Genomic DNA, 16,509 nt, shown 5'->3' on the forward strand with positions numbered 1-16,509 from the left:
GCCGCGCCGTCAGCGCTTGAGCGAGACGAACGCGTCGCGGCCGGCGTAGCGGGCCGAGGCGCCCAGCGCTTCCTCGATGCGCAGCAGCTGGTTGTACTTGGCCACGCGGTCGCTGCGGCACAGCGAGCCGGTCTTGATCTGGGTGGCGGTGGTGGCCACTGCGATATCGGAGATCGTGGTGTCCTCGGTCTCGCCCGAGCGGTGCGAGACGATGGCCGCGTAGTTCGCCCGGTGCGCCATCGCGATGGCCTCCAGGGTCTCGGTCAGCGTGCCGATCTGGTTGACCTTGATCAGGATCGCGTTGGCGGTACCCGAGTCGATGCCCTGCTTGAGGATCTTCGGGTTGGTCACGAACAGGTCGTCGCCGACCAGCTGCACCTTGTTGCCGATGCGGTCGGTGATCAGCTTCCAGCCGGCCCAGTCGTCCTCGGCCAGGCCGTCCTCGATGGTGACGATCGGGTACTGGGCGGCCCAGTCGGCGAGGAAGTCGACGAACTGCTCCGACGACAGGCGCTTGTTCTCGCCGACCAGGTGGTACTTGCCGTTGTCGTAGAACTCCGAGGAGGCCACGTCCAGGCCCAGCATCACGTCCTCGCCGGCGGTGTAGCCGGCCTTGCCGATCGCCTCGAGGATGGTGTCCAGCGCCTCGACGTTACTGCGGAAGTCCGGGGCGAAACCGCCCTCGTCGCCGACCGCGGTGCTCAGGCCATGGCCCTTCAGCACCGACTTGAGGGAGTGGAAGATCTCGGTGCCCGCGCGCAGCGCCTCGGAAAACGAAGCGGCGCCGACCGGCAGGACCATGAACTCCTGGAAATCGACGTTGTTGTCGGCGTGCGCACCGCCGTTGATGATGTTCATCATCGGCACCGGCAGGGCCACGTCGGACTCGGTGATGGTCGACAGGTACTGCCACAGCGGCTGCTTCTTCGAGGCGGCCACGGCATGGGCAGTGGCCAGCGACACGCCCAGCAGCGCATTGGCGCCCAGCCGGCCCTTGTTCTCGGTGCCGTCCAGGTCGATCAGGCGGCGGTCCAGGCCCTGCTGGTCGGCGGCGTCGAAACCGGCCAGGGCCGAGGCGATCGCGCCGTTGACGTTGGCGACCGCGTTCTTCACGCCCTTGCCCAGGTAACGGGTCTTGTCGCCGTCGCGCAGCTCCACCGCCTCCTTGGTGCCGGTCGAGGCACCCGACGGCACGGCAGCGCGGCCGAAGGAGCCGTCGGCCAGGGTCACCTCGGCCTCGAGGGTGGGATTGCCGCGGCTGTCGAGGATTTCGCGGGCGTGGATCTTGGCGATGCTGGTCATGGGCAGGGCATGCGTCAGGGGTGTGGAGTCGTGCGGGAGTTTAGCGGACCGCGGCCGGTCCTGCCTTGGTTTGCCTCTGTTTTCCGCGACTTGCGGGTTCGCCGTCGGTTGCCCGGGAAAGCATCGGGTCATGGCGAGGCGGCTTGGGGGGATGCGTGGCGGAGGCGTCATGGCGATGGGATTCCCACCCTCCATGTCCCCCGGCACCGGTGAAGCCGGTGCCTCCTCCTTTACTTCCGGGTGGGAATCCCCTCGCCACGACGTCTGGAAGTGGCGAGCCCACACCGAACAACACCCCAGCATCGGCATCGACACCTGTCCATGCGCGCACGCGAGCAGGGAGAGGCGTCGACGGCTGCGTCGCGTAGTGCCGGGCGTGCCCGGCTACCGTGCCCTGCCCTGACCACCTACCACGTATCGAGGCGCCGTTGCGGTGCCCCTGGCAGGAATCAAAGGAGAAGGCGCCGGCTTCATTGGAGCCGGGGGACACGAATGCCGGGGGCACCGCAACGGCGCCCCCGATGCAATCCTCAGGCCCGCGCTTCCTTCAGCAGCTTGCCGCCAGCCTTCTTCTCGCGCGCGGCGCGGATGAAGCCGACGAACAGCGGATGGCCTTCGCGCGGGGTGGACAGGAACTCCGGGTGCGCCTGGCAGGCCAGGAACCACGGATGCACCGCGCGCGGCAGCTCGACCATCTCCACCAGCAGGTCGTCCATCGACTTGGCCGAAATGACCAGGCCGGCGTCTTCCAGCTGGGTGCGGTAGCGGTTGTTGAACTCGTAGCGGTGGCGGTGGCGTTCGGCGACCACGTCCTTGCCGTACAGGTCGCGGGCCAGGGTGCCCGGCTTGAGCCGCTGTTCCTGCAGGCCCAGGCGCATGGTCCCGCCCAGGTCGGACTTCTCGTCGCGCTTCTCGATCTCGCCGCTGTTGGTGCGCCACTCGGTGATCAGGCCGATCACCGGGTGTTCGCACTGCTTGTCGTTTTCGGTGCTGTTGGCGCCTTCCAGCCCGGCCTTGTGCCGGGCGTAATCGACCACCGCGGCCTGCATGCCGTAGCAGATGCCGAAGTACGGCACGCCGCGCTCGCGCGCGAACTGCGCGGTCATCACCTTGCCTTCGAAGCCGCGGTCGCCGAAGCCGCCGGGCACCAGGATGCCGTCGACGTCCCCGAGCAGCGCCTGCGCGCCCTCCTCCACGTCCTGCGACTCGAGCCACTTCAGGTTGACCCGGGTGCGCTGGCGCAGGCCGCCGTGCTTGAGCGCCTCGCCCACCGACTTGTAGGCGTCCTTGTGGTCGACGTACTTGCCCACCACCGCGATGGTGACCTCGTCGACCGGATGCACGGTTGCGTCGACCGCCGCCTCCCATTCGGACAGGTCGGCCGGGCGCTGCGCCGGCAGGCGCAGGCGGTCGGCGACCAGCGCGTCCAGGCCCTGCGCATGCAGTTCGATCGGCAGCTTGTACAGCACGTCCACGTCCTGCACCGAGATCACCGCGCGCTCGGGCACGTTGGTGAACAGCGCGATCTTGCGCCGCTCGCCGTCGGGCAGTGGCTGCTCGCTGCGGCACAGCAGCACGTCGGGCTGGATGCCGATCGAGCGCAGTTCCTTGACGGAATGCTGCGTGGGCTTGGTCTTCAGCTCGCCGGCGGCGGCGATCCACGGCACCAGCGTCAGGTGCATGAACAGCGCCTTGTCCGGACCGCGTTCGGCGCGGATCTGGCGGATCGCCTCCAGGAACGGCAACGACTCGATGTCGCCGACCGTGCCGCCGATCTCGACCAGGGCCACGTCGTAGCCTTCGGTGGCCTCGTCGATGCAGCGCTTGATCTCGTCGGTGATGTGCGGGATCACCTGCACGGTGGCGCCGAGGTAGTCGCCGCGGCGCTCCTTGCGGATCACGCTCTCGTAGATCCGCCCGGTGGTGACCGAATTCTTGCGGCTCAGGCGGGTACGGACGAAGCGCTCGTAGTGGCCCAGGTCCAGGTCGGTCTCGGCGCCGTCATCGGTGACGTACACCTCGCCGTGCTGGAACGGGCTCATCGTGCCCGGATCGACGTTGATGTAGGGGTCCAGCTTCATCATCGTGACCTTCAGGCCACGGGTCTCGAGGATGGACGCAAGCGAAGCCGCGGCGATGCCCTTGCCAAGCGAGGACACGACGCCGCCGGTTACGAAAATGAGGGGAGTCATGGGCGGGGCTCCGGAAAGCCATAGTCTACCGGCTCGACCGCCGTCGCCCAAGCCGGGAGATGCCGCACGCACCGTTCCGCCACGGGGGGCGGGAACGCCGGCGCCGCGGACGCAGGTCCGCAGGCAGGCGCCCGGTCAGCGCGGATCGCCCTTCTTTTCCTCTTCTTCCTCGTGCTGCGGCCGGCCCTTGGCGCGCTCGTCCTGGCCGGCGCGGGCGGCCTCGCGGCGCTTGGCCCGCTCGGCCGCCTCGTCGCGCTCGCGCCGCTCCTGGGCCTTGTGTTCGGCCAGCGCGGCATCCTGGGACTGGCCGGCCTGGCGGTTCTGTGCCAGCAGCGGCACCGCCGCCGAAAGCGCGGCCACGGCGGCCACGGCACCCCAGAACAGTCGTCGGTTCATAGCATCCTCCAGTCTCGCGGGCGGGGTTGGCCAGAGGGTCCGCCCGTCGTTACGGCCACCACGATCCGGGCGGCGGGTCCCGGTCGCGGGCCGCCGGCCCGGTACAGCGGCCGATTCCCTTATACGAGACTGCCGCCTGCGCCGCCCTGAACAGGCGGCAGGGGTGCAAAAAGCGGGGCCAGGCCGCACACTTCCGCCTCGCTTCCGCAGCACCGCAACGAATCCATGAGCAGCCGCTACAACGCCGCCGACATCGAAGTCCTCTCCGGCCTGGACCCGGTCAAGCGCCGCCCGGGCATGTACACCGACACCGCCCGGCCGAACCACCTCGCCCAGGAGGTCATCGACAACGCGGTGGACGAGGCCCTGGCCGGCCACGCCCAGGCGATCGAGGTCACCCTGTTCAAGGACGGCAGCTGCGAGGTGTCCGACGACGGCCGTGGCATGCCGGTGGACATCCACCCGGAGGAGAAGATCCCCGGCGTGGAGCTGATCCTGACCCGGCTGCACGCAGGCGGAAAGTTCAGCAACAAGAACTACACCTTCTCCGGCGGCCTGCACGGCGTCGGCGTGAGCGTGGTCAACGCGCTGTCGACGCTGGTGGAGGTCCACATCAAGCGCGAAGGCAGCGAGCACCGCATCACCTTCCGCAACGGCGACCGCGCCACCCCGCTGGAAGTGGTCGGCAGCGTCGGCAGGAAGAACACCGGCACCCGCGTGCGCTTCTGGCCGGACCCGAAGTATTTCGACAGCCCGAAGATCAACGCGCGCGCCCTCCGCCACCTGCTGCGCGCCAAGGCCGTGCTGTGCCCGGGCCTGACCGTGACCCTGCTCGACGAGGCCACCGGCGAGCGCGACACGTGGCACTACGAGGACGGGCTGCGCGATTACCTGAAAGGCGAGCTCGCCGGGCGCGAGCTGCTGCCGGCCGAGCTGTTCACCGGCACGCTGAAGAAGGACACCGAGGTGGTGGACTGGGCCGTGGCCTGGATCCCGGACGGCGAGCTGGTCCAGGAAAGCTACGTCAACCTGATCCCGACCGCCCAGCACGGCACCCACGTCAACGGCCTGCGCTCGGGCCTGACCGACGCGCTGCGCGAGTTCTGCGACTTCCGCAACCTGCTGCCGCGCGGCGTGAAGCTGGCGCCGGAAGACGTATGGGACCGCGTGGCGTTCGTGCTGTCGCTGAAGATGACCGACCCGCAGTTCAGCGGCCAGACCAAGGAACGCCTGTCCTCGCGCCAGGCCGCCGGCTTCATCGAAGGCGCCGCGCACGATGCCTTCAGCCTGTGGCTGAACCAGCACGTGGAGCTGGGCGAGAAGATCGCCCAGATCGCGATCGAACGGGCCAGCGCGCGCCTGAAGACCGAGAAGCAGGTGGTGCGCAAGAAGGTCACCCAGGGTCCGGCGCTGCCGGGCAAGCTGGCCGACTGCATCAGCCAGGACCTGTCGCGCACCGAGCTGTTCCTGGTGGAAGGTGACTCGGCGGGCGGCAGCGCGCGCCAGGCGCGCGACAAGGATTTCCAGGCGATCCTTCCCCTCCGCGGCAAGATCCTCAACACCTGGGAAGTGGCCAGCACCACGGTGCTTGCCTCCGAGGAAGTCCACAACCTTGCCGTGGCGATCGGCTGCGACCCGGGCAAGGACGACATCACCGGCCTGCGCTACGGCAAGGTGGTGATCCTGGCCGACGCCGACTCCGACGGCCTGCACATCGCCACGCTGCTGTCGGCGCTGTTCCTGCGCCACTTCCCGGCGCTGGTCGCGGCCGGCCACGTGTTCGTGGCGATGCCGCCGCTGTTCCGCGTCGACGTGGGCAAGCAGGTGTTCTATGCGCTGGACGAGGAGGAAAAGCGCCTGCTGCTGGAGAAGATCGCCCGCGACAAACTCAAGGGGCAGGTCAACGTGACCCGCTTCAAGGGCCTCGGCGAGATGAATCCGCAGCAGCTGCGCGAATCGGCGATCCACCCGGACACCCGCCGCCTGGTCCAGCTGACCGTCGACGATGGCGAGCAGACGCGCGCGCTGATGGACATGCTGCTGGCGAAGAAGCGCGCCTCCGATCGCAAGGCGTGGCTGGAAACCAAGGGCGACCTGGCCTCGCTCGAGGTCTGAGGCCACGCATCGACCGCCGAGGCGACGGCGACCTCCCCCGCGTCTCGCACGCGGGGGCGGGTCGCGCCCGGCCACGGACGCGTCCGCACCGCCCCGCCGGCACGCCCGATGCCCTCTTTCAGCGGGCTGCGGCCCTAGGGCGCCGGCGCGGCGCTGGCCTGCACGTTGCCTGCAGCGGGCGGCGAGGCGATTCCGAGGCGCGACTCCAGCCGCGCCAGACGCCGCGGCAGTTCAGACCCGGGCACGAGCTGCTCGCGCAGGAGCGGCGCGGCGCGGGCCGCCTGCTCGCGTGCCTGCGCCGGCTGGCCTGCTTCCAGCAGCGCCTCCGCCAGCGGCACGCGGTGGCGCGCCGTGGAGATCGTGTCGGTGCCGTACTGCGCCTCGGCCATGTCCACCGCGTCCTGCCAGGCGCGCACCGCATCGTCCACCCGGCCCTCGCGCTGCAACAGCTCGGCGAGCAGCGACTGGTGCCGGAACACCAGTTGCGGCGGCTTGTCGGCCAGCAGGGGCCGCAAGGCGTCGAGCGCGGCATGCGCATCGGCGAAGCGGCCACTGCGGACCTGCCACTCGGCCATGCCCAGCCGCGTGATCAGCACGTCGCGTGCGTCCGGCTCGAGGCGGGAAGACCACACGGCCAGCGCATGCCCGATCAGGGGTTCGGCCGCGGCCAGGTCGCCGTTGCGCATCAGCGCCCGGCCGAGGTTGGCCTCGGCCCGCAGGGTCGTGCCGTTGTCGGCGCCGAGCCGCGCCTTGCGCACCTCGAACGAACGGCGGTACATCCGCGCGGCCTCCTCCGTGTTGCCGCGCGATTCCTCGAGGCTGGCGAAATTGTTGAGCGTGACCGCGTAATCCACCGAATCCTCGCCGAGCACCCGCCCCTGGATCTGCAGCGCGCGCGCGTAGTAGCCCGTGGCCGCGCGATAGTCGCCCAGGTCCTGGTTGATGCTGGCCAGTTCGTTGTAGACGGTGGCGGTGTTGTCGCTGTCCTCGCCGAACAGCTTCAACGCCAGGGCGAGGTTCTGCTGCTGCAGCGCCTCGGCGTCGCGCAGGCGGCCCTGCTCGACGACGGTGTTCGCCAGCACGTGCCGCGTGGTCCACACCTCGAACGAGGCGGCGCCATCGAGTTCGGTCTTGGTCGCGAGCGACTGCCGCAGCAGGCGCTCGGCCTCTTCCAGGCGCCCCCACTTCTGGTGGAGCAGGCCGATGTTGTGGTTGACCCGTGACCGGCCCCGCTCGAAGTCGGGCAGCGAGGCGCGCAACGCCAGCGAACGCTGGAACGCCTCCAGCGCGCCCTCGAAGCGTTCCTGGCTCATCAGCGCCAGGCCGAGCGAGTTCCAGGCACGGGCCTCCAGGCCGGGATCGCCACCGGAAGCAGCAACCACCTGCAGCGAGCGTCGCGCGACCTGCTCGGCCTCCTCGCCGCGCTTGCCGTTGGCCAGCAGCACCGCCAGCTCGTTCATCGCGTCGGCCGCCTCCAGCGGACGGTCGACCTCCGGCGACAGCAGCGACTCGGCCGCCACCCGCAGCAATGCCTCGCCGCGCTGGCCCTGGCCCACGTTCATGTAGGCCTGCCCGATCACGTGGCGCACGCGTGCGCGCATCGCCGGGGATCCGGCAAGTTCGGAGTCGATCCGCGCCACGCCGGCGTCAAGCACCTCGCGCGCCGTGGCCTCGGCTTCGCCCTTGCCGCGCTTGCGGGGATCGGCCGCCTCGAACGCCTGCAGCATGAACTGGGCGATCTGCTCGGCGACCTGCGCCTCCTCCTGCGCCCGCGCGCGTTCCTCGCCCAGGCGCCAGACGAAGGCACCACTCAGTCCGAGCACCAGCGCCGCCACCGAGGCGCCCCGCCAGTGCCGGCGCAGGCCGCGCCCGGCGCGGTACAGGCGCGATCCCTGCCGCGCCACCACGGCGCGATGGTCGAGGTAGCGCTGCACGTCGTTGGCGAGGGCCTCGACCGATGCGTAGCGGGCGCCGGCCTCCAGCGCGCAGGCACGGCGTGCGATCGCGTCGAGGTCGCCCGGCAGGCGCCGCCGCCACGGGCAGTCCGCGCCCGCCCAGTCGCTGGGCGCGACCACCGGTCGTTGCCGGTCGTCCGGGTCGCGCTCGACCCGGCGGTCGGCCAGCAGCTCGACCAGGATCACGCCGAGGCTGAACACGTCGCTGGCCATGCCCACCGGCTGGCCGGCCAGGGTTTCCGGCGCGGCATAGGCCGGCGTGCAATACGCGGTGCGCTCCCCCTGGCCCGCGCTGTCCAGCAGCCGGGCGATGCCGAAGTCCAGCAGCACCGGCTCGCCGTCGGTGCGCACCAGGATGTTGCCGGGCTTCAGGTCGCAGTGGACCACCAGGTGCGCGTGCGCCGCCTGCACCGCCCGGCAGATGCGCACGAACAGCGCCAGGCGCTGGCGCAGGTCGGGACCGTGTTCGTGGCAGTAGGCATCCAGCGGCTGGCCGTCGACGAACTCCATCACCAGGTACGGCAGCCCGGCGGCGGTGGTGCCGCCGTCATAGAGGCGGGCGATGTTCGGATGCTGCAGGCCGGCCAGGATCCGCCGCTCCTCGGCCAGCCGTTCGGCGGTGCGCGGGTCGGGAAGGCCGCGCAGCAGCTTCACCGCCACGCGCTGCTGGTAGAGGTCGTCGGCGCGTTCGGCGGCGAAGACCACCCCCATGCCGCCGGACGCCAGCCGCCCGGTCAGCCGCCACGGGCCGAGGGTGTCGCCGGGCTGCAGCTCCGGCGCCGCCAGCCGCGCCAGCAGGCCATCGAGCGGTGCGCGTGCCCGTTCGAGCGATACCGTCTGCGCGCCGAGCAGGTCCAGGGTCTCGCGCAGCAGCGCGGGATCGGTGGTCAGCCGTTCGAGCTCGGCGCGCCAGCGCTCCGGCGGCAGGTCGCAGACCGCATCGAACAGTCCGCGCAGCTGCTGCCAGCGTTCCTCGTCGTTCATGCAGCCCTCCCCCGTGGGTGCGATGCCGTCAGGCCAGTTTCCGGTTGAGCCAGGCGCGCGCGAAGCGCAGGTCGCGGTCGACCGTGGGCACCGAGATCTCCAGCACCGTGGCGATCTCCTCGTGCGACATGCCGCCGAAGTAGGCCAGCTCGACCGCGCGGCCCGCACGCGGGTCGTGGCCTCCCAGCTGCTCGAGCGCCTGGTGCAGCGCCAGCACGTCGTAGTCGCCCACGTCCTCGTTGTGCGCACCGCCCTGGTCGGCATGCGACAGGGTCACGTTGATCGCGCCGCCACCGCGCTTGGCCGCGACATGGGCGCGCGCATGGTCCACCAGGACCGCGCGCATCTTCAGCGCCACCAGGGCGAAGAAATGCGCACGGTCGGCATAGCCGACATCGCGACCGAGCATGCGCAGCAGCGCTTCGTGGACCAGCGACGTCGGCCGCAGGGTGACGTCGCCGGGCGCGGACCCGAGCCGGGCGGCGGCCATCTCGCGCAACGCGTCGTAGACGGCATCGAACAGGTGCTCGCGCGCCTGCAGGTCGCCTGCACGCCACGACAGCAGCAGTCGTGTGATGTCTTCGGCCACGCCCGTATTCCCCCGCGGCCGCCCGTGGCGGTCCAACGGCCCCGATTATAGGGGCAAGCGGAAACAGGCTCCCGGCGCTCAGCGCGCCTGCCGCGGGCGTGAAGACGACGCCCCCGCCGCATCCACCGGCTCCCATGCCAGCACCGCGCCCTCGCGGCGGTCGGGCCGTGCGCCGGGACGGTCGGCCGCGTACGGCTCCCCGCTGCCCGGCAGCAAGCCCACGTGCCGCTGCGTGCGCATCGAGAGCAGCATGAACTGGCGGTCGCGGAGCATGTCCTGCCACATGAACAGGCTGTCGGGCGATTCGGGCAGCAGCCGCACGTCCGCGGCCAGGCCGAGCCCGACCACGGTGACGAAGCCGCTGCCGTCCATCGCCTCCAGCGCGACCCGGCCCTGGCCTCGATCATGGATGCGGAAGTGCGCGCCCGGCCCGCGCGCTTCGATCGAGTCGGCCGGCACCGGCTGCAGCACGCCCAGCGGATGGACGCGCGCGCGGGTGCCGTCGCCGAGATTGGAGAGGGTCACCACCTGGCCATGGGGAATGTTGCGCGAGCGGTCGGCCAGCGGCTCCTGCACGTGGAAATCGTCGAAATCGGCGTGGCCGCCGCCGCTGCCGTACGCGAACAGCGCGTAGCGCGTGCCCTGGAAGGTCTTGAGCTGGTACGGCAACCGCACCGGCTCGCCGATGCCTTCGAAGCGGCGGCCGTCGGTGCTGTAGGAGAACCGCGCCAGGTCGTCGTCGTAGTCGCCGCTCACGCGCAGGTGCACGACCGGCGCCCGCAGCGGCAGGTCGGCACGGCGGTCGCCGTGCTGCGAGTACCAGCGCAGCACCGCACCGTCGCGCCCCTGGACCACGCCGAGCCATGCCGCCGGCATGTTGAGCAGGCCCAGCCCCGCCGTGTCGCCCGGGCGCAGGCCCGACGCATCCAGCGTCACCGTCGCGGTCGACACCGGTCCGGTGACGCGCTGGGTCAGCGTGTTGCGCGCCCACAGGAAATCCGCGGCCGGCAGCGCGTGCAGGCGCAGTGCGCCCGGCCCCTCCAGCAGCGACCAGCGGCCCGCCACCGGTTCGTGGTTCCACTGCCAGACCGCGCCGGGCGCCGTGCCCCGGAAATCGTCGCTGCGCTGGTACGGTGCCTGCGGAGCGGAAGCCGCGGCCACTGCCGGCTTCAGCCAGGTGCGGGGCGTGCGGCCCGGATTGCCCGGCAGGCCGAAGTACGGCCAGCCGTCGCGCCAGGTCACCGGCGAGAGCGCGGTGGTGCGGCCGACGGACTTGAGGTCCATCATCGAGAAGCCCCACCAGTCGCCATTGGCCAGCTGCACGATTCCGCCCTGGTGCAGCGGCACCGCGCCCATCTCGGTGTCGCCAGGCTTCTTCATCGTGAAGCGCGTCGCGCCGGTCGGCACCGGCGTGCGCTGGCCGACCGCATCCTCCCACCAGCCACGCTGGGTCCCGAGGGTTTCGCTGGCGCTGATCGCCACCGTTTCCCATGGACCGTCCAGCCGGTCGGCGCGCGCGGCCTGCATGCGGCCAACCGGGGCGTAGTTGGCGCTGATGATGAAATAGCGCCCGTCGACCTTGTAGACGTGGTGCCCCTCGCCCATGCCGTTGCCGGCCGGGATGATCACCCGCTCGCTGCCCTCGACCACGCCCGACAGGTCGGCGGCGAGTTCGACCAGCCTGACCTCGTTGTACCCGAACACCGCCCAGACCCGGCCGTCGTCGTCGAACAGCACCGACAGATCGTGCAGGTTGCGGTCGATCGCATGGTGCGTCCACGGTCCGCGCGGATCGGTCGCGGTGAACACGTGCACGCCGCGGCCGTTGATGTTGGCGAAGATGTGGAACCGCCCGTCGTGGTGGCGCAGGCTCGGCGCCCAGATGCCCTGCCCGTACTGGTCGCGGCCGTCTTCGAGCCGGTACTCCGGCCCCGGACCGAAACCGGCCATCGCGTAGGACACGAATTCCCAGTTGACCAGGTCGCGCGAGCGCAGCAGCGGCAGGCCCGGCACCGCATGCATCGTGGTGCCGGTCATGTAGAACCGGTCGCCGACGCGGATCAGGTCAGGGTCGGAGAACTCGTCGTAGAAGAGCGGGTTGGTGAAGGTGCCGTTGCCGTTGTCGGCGGTCCACGTCGCCGGCGCGGATGCCGCGCTGCCGCACATCGCCGCGGCCAGCAGGACGGCCAGTGCACGAACGGACCGCCAGCGACGGCGCGTGGGCACGCTCAGTTCCCGCCGCCAGGCGCCCGGCGCGACAGCAGCCGCTGCAGCAGGCAGAACGCCAGCAGCAGGCCGCCGATGGCGATCTTCGTCCACCAGGAGCTGAGGGTGCCGTCGAACACGATCAGGGTCTGGATCAGGCCGAGCACCAGCACCCCGAACAGCGTGCCGAGCACGTAACCGCTGCCGCCGGCCAGCAGGGTGCCGCCGATCACCACCGCGGCGATCGCGTCCAGCTCCAGCCCGGTGGCGTGCAGGCTGTAGCCGCTGAGCATGTAGAACGTGTAGACCACCCCCGCCAGCGCCGAGCAGAAGCCGCTGAGCGCGTATACCGCGATCCGGGTCGACGCCACCGGCAGGCCCATCAGCAACGCCGAGGGCTCGCTGCCGCCGATCGCGTACACGCTGCGGCCGAAGCGGGTCCTCCCGGCCAGCACCGCGCCACCGGCCACCACCAGCAGCGCGACCACCGCGCCCGCCGACAGCGAGGCGCCGCCGCCCAGCGGGATGCGCAGGTTCGCCAGCGCGACGTGGAAGGCGTGGTCGATGCCGATCGACTCCACGCTGAGCAGGGTCGCCGCGCCGCGCGCGAGGAACATGCCGGCCAGGGTGACGACGAACGGCTGCAGCCGGTAGCGTTCGATCAGCGTCCCCATCAGCGCACCGAACGCCGCGCCCAGCGCGAGCACCGCCGGCATCGCCGCCAGCGGATGCCAGCCGTGCACCTGCACCAGCCAGGCCAGCAGCACGGTGCTGAACGCGACCACCGCGCCAACCGACAGGTCGATGCCCCCGCTGGCGATGACGAAGGTCATGCCGACCGCGACGATCAGCAGGAAAGCGTTGTCGATCAGCAGGTTCATGAACACCTGCGGGCGCAGGAAACCGTCGTACAGCACGCCGCCGGCCAACGACATGGCCAGGAACAGGACGATGGTGATCGCCAGCGAGACCTGCCGCGGATCGCGCCAGCGCCGCGCCAGCCATCCCGGGGCGCGCGCCATGGCCGGCACCGCGCTCATGCGGTGCCCCCCGCGCGACCGAGCCGCGCACCCAGCCGGGCGCGGAACTCCGCCGACTGCAGCAGCAGCACCGCGGTGACCAGCAGCGCCTTGACCACCAGGTTGACCTGCGGCGGCACGCCGATGGCGTAGATGGTGGTGGTCAGCGCCTGGATGATCAGCGCGCCGACCAGGCTGCCGGCCAGGCTGAAACGGCCGCCGGCCAACGCCGTGCCCCCCAGCGCCACCGCCAGGATCGCATCGAGTTCGAGCAGCTGTCCGGCGTTGTTGGCGTCGGCGCTGGCCACGTTCGAGCTCACCAGCAGCCCCGCCAGCCCGGCGCTGAAGCCGCAGAACACGTACAGCGCCCAGGTGATCGCCCTGGCGCGCACGCCGGCCACGTGCGCGGCCACCGGGTTGTGGCCGATCGCACGCACGAACAGGCCCAGCGCGCTGCGGTCCAGCAGCAGCTTCAGCCCCGCGAAGACCACGGCGACCACGAACAGCGAGAACGGCAGGCCGAGCAGGAAGCCGTTGCCGAGGAAGGCGAACGGCTCGTAGTAGATGGTCAGGATCTGGCCGTCGCTGACCAGCTGGGCGATGCCGCGCCCGGCCACCATCAGCACCAGGGTGGCGATGATCGGCTGCAGGCCCAGCTTGACCACCAGCAGTCCGTTCCACAGGCCGCACAGCGTCGCCACGCCGAGCGCGGCGGCGATCGCCGCGAACAGCGGCGCCAGGCCCTCGCTGCCGGCCGCCTGCATCCGCCCGATGGTCCAGGCGGCCACGGTCGCGGCGATGGCCAGCACGGCGCCCACCGAAATATCCAGGCCGCGCACCGCGATCACCAGGGTCATGCCCAGCGAGACCAGCACCAGCGGGGCGGCGCGGTTGGCGATGTCGACCAGGTTGCCGTACAGGTGCCCGTCGCGCCATTGCAGCGACAGGAAGCCGGGATTGAACAGGCCGTTGCCGAGCAGCAGCAGGGCCAGCGCCAGCAGCGGCCAGAACAGGGGATGCGCCAGGCCCCGGCGCAACAGGCCAGGGGCGATCTCCGTGGCCGCGCCACCGCCGGCGCTCATGCGTGCACCGCCGGTGCGTCGGGCGCGGCGATCAGCGCCATCACCTGGCGGCCGTCGCTGCCGCCGGGCAGTTCGCCGGCCTTGTGCCTTTCGCGCATCACCGCGATGCGGTCGCCCAGCCGGGTCAGCTCCTCGATCTCGGCGGAAATGAACAGCACCGCCATGCCCTGCCGGGCCAGGTTCACCACTTCGGCCATGATCTCCTGCTTGGCGGCGACGTCGATGCCGCGGGTGGGTTCGTCCAGCACCAGCAGCTTCGGCTGCGTGGCCAGCCAGCGCGCGAGCACGACCTTCTGCTGGTTGCCGCCCGACAGCGCGCCGGCCGGCGTCTCGATGCCGGCGGTCCTGATCCCGAGCAGGGCGACCGCCTGCCGCGCCAACTCGTCCTGGCGGGCGCGCGGCAGCGCGCGCCACCAGCCCATGCGCGCCTGCAGCGCCAGCACGATGTTCTCGCGCACGGACAGTCCGGCGACGATGCCCTCGGTCTTGCGCTCCTCCGGGCATAGCGCCAGGCCCTGCGCGACCGCGTCGGCCGGATGGCGCAGGTCGACCGCCGTGCCGCCGATCCGGACCTCGCCGCAGTCGGCCCGGTCCAGGCCGAACAGCAGCCGCGCCAGTTCGGTGCGGCCGGAGCCGAGCAGTCCGCCCAGCCCGAGGACTTCCCCGGCGCGCAGCTGCAGGTCGACCGGCCGCAGGCTGCCGCGCCGGCCCAGGCCGCGCGCTTCGACCACGACCGGCGCGTCGACCGGCGGCGCGTGGCCCGGATCGCGGCCAGCGGCCAGCTCGACGTCGCGTCCGACCATCGCCGACACCAGCGCGGACTGCGGCAGCTGCGCCGGCAGGTACTCGCCGACCGGGGTGCCGTTGCGCAGCACGGTGATGCGGTCGGACACCGCGTACACCTGGTCGAGGAAGTGGGTGACGAACAGGATCGCCATGCCGCGCTCGCGCAGCCGGCGCATCACCGCGAACAGCTCGCGGACTTCACCTTCGTCCAGGCTCGAGGTCGGCTCGTCCAGCACCAGCACCCGCGCCGACACGCCCAGCGCGCGCGCGATCGCGACCATCTGCTGCACCGCCACCGGGTAGCGCGACAGCGGCAGGTCGACGTCGATGTCCAGGTGCAGCTCGCGCAGCAGCGCGCGGGCGCCTTCGCGCACCCGCTTCCAGTCGATCAGCCCGAAGCGGCGGGGATAGCGGCCGGCGTAGAGGTTCTCGGCCACCGACAGGTTCGGGCACAGGTTCACTTCCTGGTAGACCGTGCTGATGCCGTCGCGCTGCGCCTGCAGCGGCGTGGCCGGGGCGATGGCGCGCCCGTCCAGTTCGATCGTGCCGGCGTCGGGCCGCTCGACGCCGGTGAGCAGCTTGATCAGGGTCGACTTGCCGGCGCCGTTCTGGCCCATCAGCGCGTGGATCTCGCCGGCGCGCAGCACCAGCCCGGCGCCGTCGAGCGCGACGGTCGTGCCGAACCGCTTGCCCAGGCCCGTGGCCCGCAGGATCACGTCACTCATGCCCGCATCCACGTACGCGCTCCGGCGGCCGGCGGGGCCGCGCGGGAGCGTCTGCATCGCCATCGGTCGCGCCTCAGTACTTGCGCTTGGGCAGTTCGGCCGCGGCCTGGTCGCGGGTGAACACGCCCTCGTCGACCACCACCCGCTTCGGCACCGGCTTGCCGGCCTGCACGTCGCGGATGATCTGCGCCAGCTGCGGGCCGAGCAGCGGATTGCATTCGACCGTGGCGTTGAGCTTGCCCGCCTTCATCGCCTCGAACGCGCCGCGCACGCCGTCGATCGACACGATGCGGATGTCCTCGCCCGGCTTCAGCCCGGCTTCCTCGATGGCCTGGATCGCGCCGATCGCCATGTCGTCGTTGTGCGCGAACAGCACGTCGATGCCGTCGCGGCCCTCGGCCTTGAGGAAGGCCTCCATCACTTCCTTGCCCTTGGCCCGGGTGAAGTCGCCGCTCTGCGAGCGGACGACGGCGAAGCGCGGATCCTGGCCGATCACTTCCTTGAAGCCGGCCATGCGGTCGATGGCCGGCGCCGAGCCGACCGTGCCCTGCAGTTCGACGATGCGAATTGATCCAGCGGGAGCCTGGCCCGCCTGGTCCTTGCTGTCGTCGACCAGCCAGCGCGCGGCGCGGCGCCCCTCCTCGACGAAGTCCGAACCGATCAGGGTCACGAACAACGATTCGTCGGACACGTCGACCGCGCGGTCGGTCAGCACCACGGGGATGTTGGCGGCCCTGGCCTCGCGCAGCACCGTCTCCCAGCCCGATTCGACCACCGGCGAGAACGCGATCACGTCCACGCCCTGGGCGATGAACGAGCGCAGCGCCTTGATCTGGTTCTCCTGCTTCTGCTGGGCGTCGGAGAACTTGAGGCTGAACTCCGGCGCGGCCAGCGCCTCCTTCACCGAGCGCGTGTTGGCGGTGCGCCATTCGCTCTCGGCGCCGACCTGGCTGAAGCCGACCGTGATCGCGTCCGCCTTCGCCCCCGCGTCATCACCACCCTTGCCGCAGGCGCCCAGCACCACCGCGCACAGCACCGCCGCCGCCAGCTTCAAACCCTTGTCCATCGCTCCTCCCTCGATGCATGTGGTGCCTCCGCCGCCGCCGCCACCTTCGTGGCCGGCGCCGTGCCGCGCACCCTCCAGTGCGCGGCCGCGGAA

General features: G+C 71.2%; 11 protein-coding genes. 1 reads left to right on the forward strand and 10 read right to left on the reverse strand.

Annotated elements, in window-relative coordinates:
• Positions 1-9: 9 nt before the first annotated feature.
• From eno to ACA089_RS07450, 3 genes are all read right to left on the reverse strand, one after another.
• On the reverse strand, positions 10-1,302 hold the full coding sequence (gene eno, locus ACA089_RS07440) for a phosphopyruvate hydratase (RefSeq protein WP_372015179.1): 1,293 nt from the start codon (positions 1,300-1,302) through the stop codon (positions 10-12).
• 530 nt (positions 1,303-1,832) lie between these two features.
• Positions 1,833-3,494 carry a CTP synthase gene (locus ACA089_RS07445; protein WP_372015182.1) on the reverse strand — a complete coding sequence of 554 codons (1,662 nt, stop codon included), beginning with the start codon at positions 3,492-3,494 and terminating at the stop codon, positions 1,833-1,835.
• Positions 3,495-3,629: 135 nt separating this feature from the next.
• Positions 3,630-3,890 (reverse strand): hypothetical protein, encoded by a 261-nt coding sequence (locus ACA089_RS07450; RefSeq protein ID WP_372015185.1) that lies wholly within the window; start codon positions 3,888-3,890, stop codon positions 3,630-3,632.
• A gap of 225 nt (positions 3,891-4,115) precedes the next feature.
• On the opposite strand from ACA089_RS07450, the gene parE reads away from it, so the two are divergent.
• Positions 4,116-6,005, forward strand: coding sequence for a DNA topoisomerase IV subunit B (gene parE, locus ACA089_RS07455; protein WP_372015187.1), 1,890 nt, complete (start codon positions 4,116-4,118; stop codon positions 6,003-6,005).
• 134 nt (positions 6,006-6,139) lie between these two features.
• Here parE and ACA089_RS07460 read toward each other — a convergent pair whose 3' ends face one another.
• From ACA089_RS07460 to ACA089_RS07490, 7 genes are all read right to left on the reverse strand, one after another.
• A complete protein-coding gene (locus tag ACA089_RS07460) occupies positions 6,140-8,944 on the reverse strand; it encodes a tetratricopeptide repeat protein (protein ID WP_372015189.1) in 2,805 nt (934 codons plus the stop codon).
• A 28-nt stretch (positions 8,945-8,972) separates the two neighbouring features.
• Positions 8,973-9,533 carry an ECF-type sigma factor gene (locus ACA089_RS07465; protein WP_372015191.1) on the reverse strand — a complete coding sequence of 187 codons (561 nt, stop codon included), beginning with the start codon at positions 9,531-9,533 and terminating at the stop codon, positions 8,973-8,975.
• A 78-nt stretch (positions 9,534-9,611) separates the two neighbouring features.
• Positions 9,612-11,759, reverse strand: coding sequence for a glycoside hydrolase family 43 protein (locus ACA089_RS07470; protein ID WP_372015194.1), 2,148 nt, complete (start codon positions 11,757-11,759; stop codon positions 9,612-9,614).
• A gap of 2 nt (positions 11,760-11,761) precedes the next feature.
• Entirely contained in the window at positions 11,762-12,778 is a 1,017-nt protein-coding gene (gene yjfF, locus ACA089_RS07475) for a galactofuranose ABC transporter, permease protein YjfF (protein ID WP_372015196.1), read from the reverse strand.
• Positions 12,775-13,839: an ABC transporter permease gene (locus ACA089_RS07480; protein ID WP_372015197.1), complete on the reverse strand. Its 1,065-nt coding sequence runs from the start codon at positions 13,837-13,839 to the stop codon at positions 12,775-12,777. The genes yjfF and ACA089_RS07480 overlap by 4 nt, the downstream gene beginning before the upstream one ends.
• Positions 13,836-15,350: a sugar ABC transporter ATP-binding protein gene (locus tag ACA089_RS07485; RefSeq protein ID WP_372015200.1), complete on the reverse strand. Its 1,515-nt coding sequence runs from the start codon at positions 15,348-15,350 to the stop codon at positions 13,836-13,838. Before ACA089_RS07485 ends, ACA089_RS07480 begins: the two co-directional genes overlap by 4 nt.
• 73 nt (positions 15,351-15,423) lie before the next feature.
• A complete protein-coding gene (locus ACA089_RS07490) occupies positions 15,424-16,416 on the reverse strand; it encodes an ABC transporter substrate-binding protein (RefSeq protein ID WP_372015203.1) in 993 nt (330 codons plus the stop codon).
• Positions 16,417-16,509: the final 93 nt, after the last annotated feature.

Source organism: Pseudoxanthomonas fibrivorans, assembly GCF_041464125.1.
GTDB lineage: Bacteria > Pseudomonadota > Gammaproteobacteria > Xanthomonadales > Xanthomonadaceae > Pseudoxanthomonas.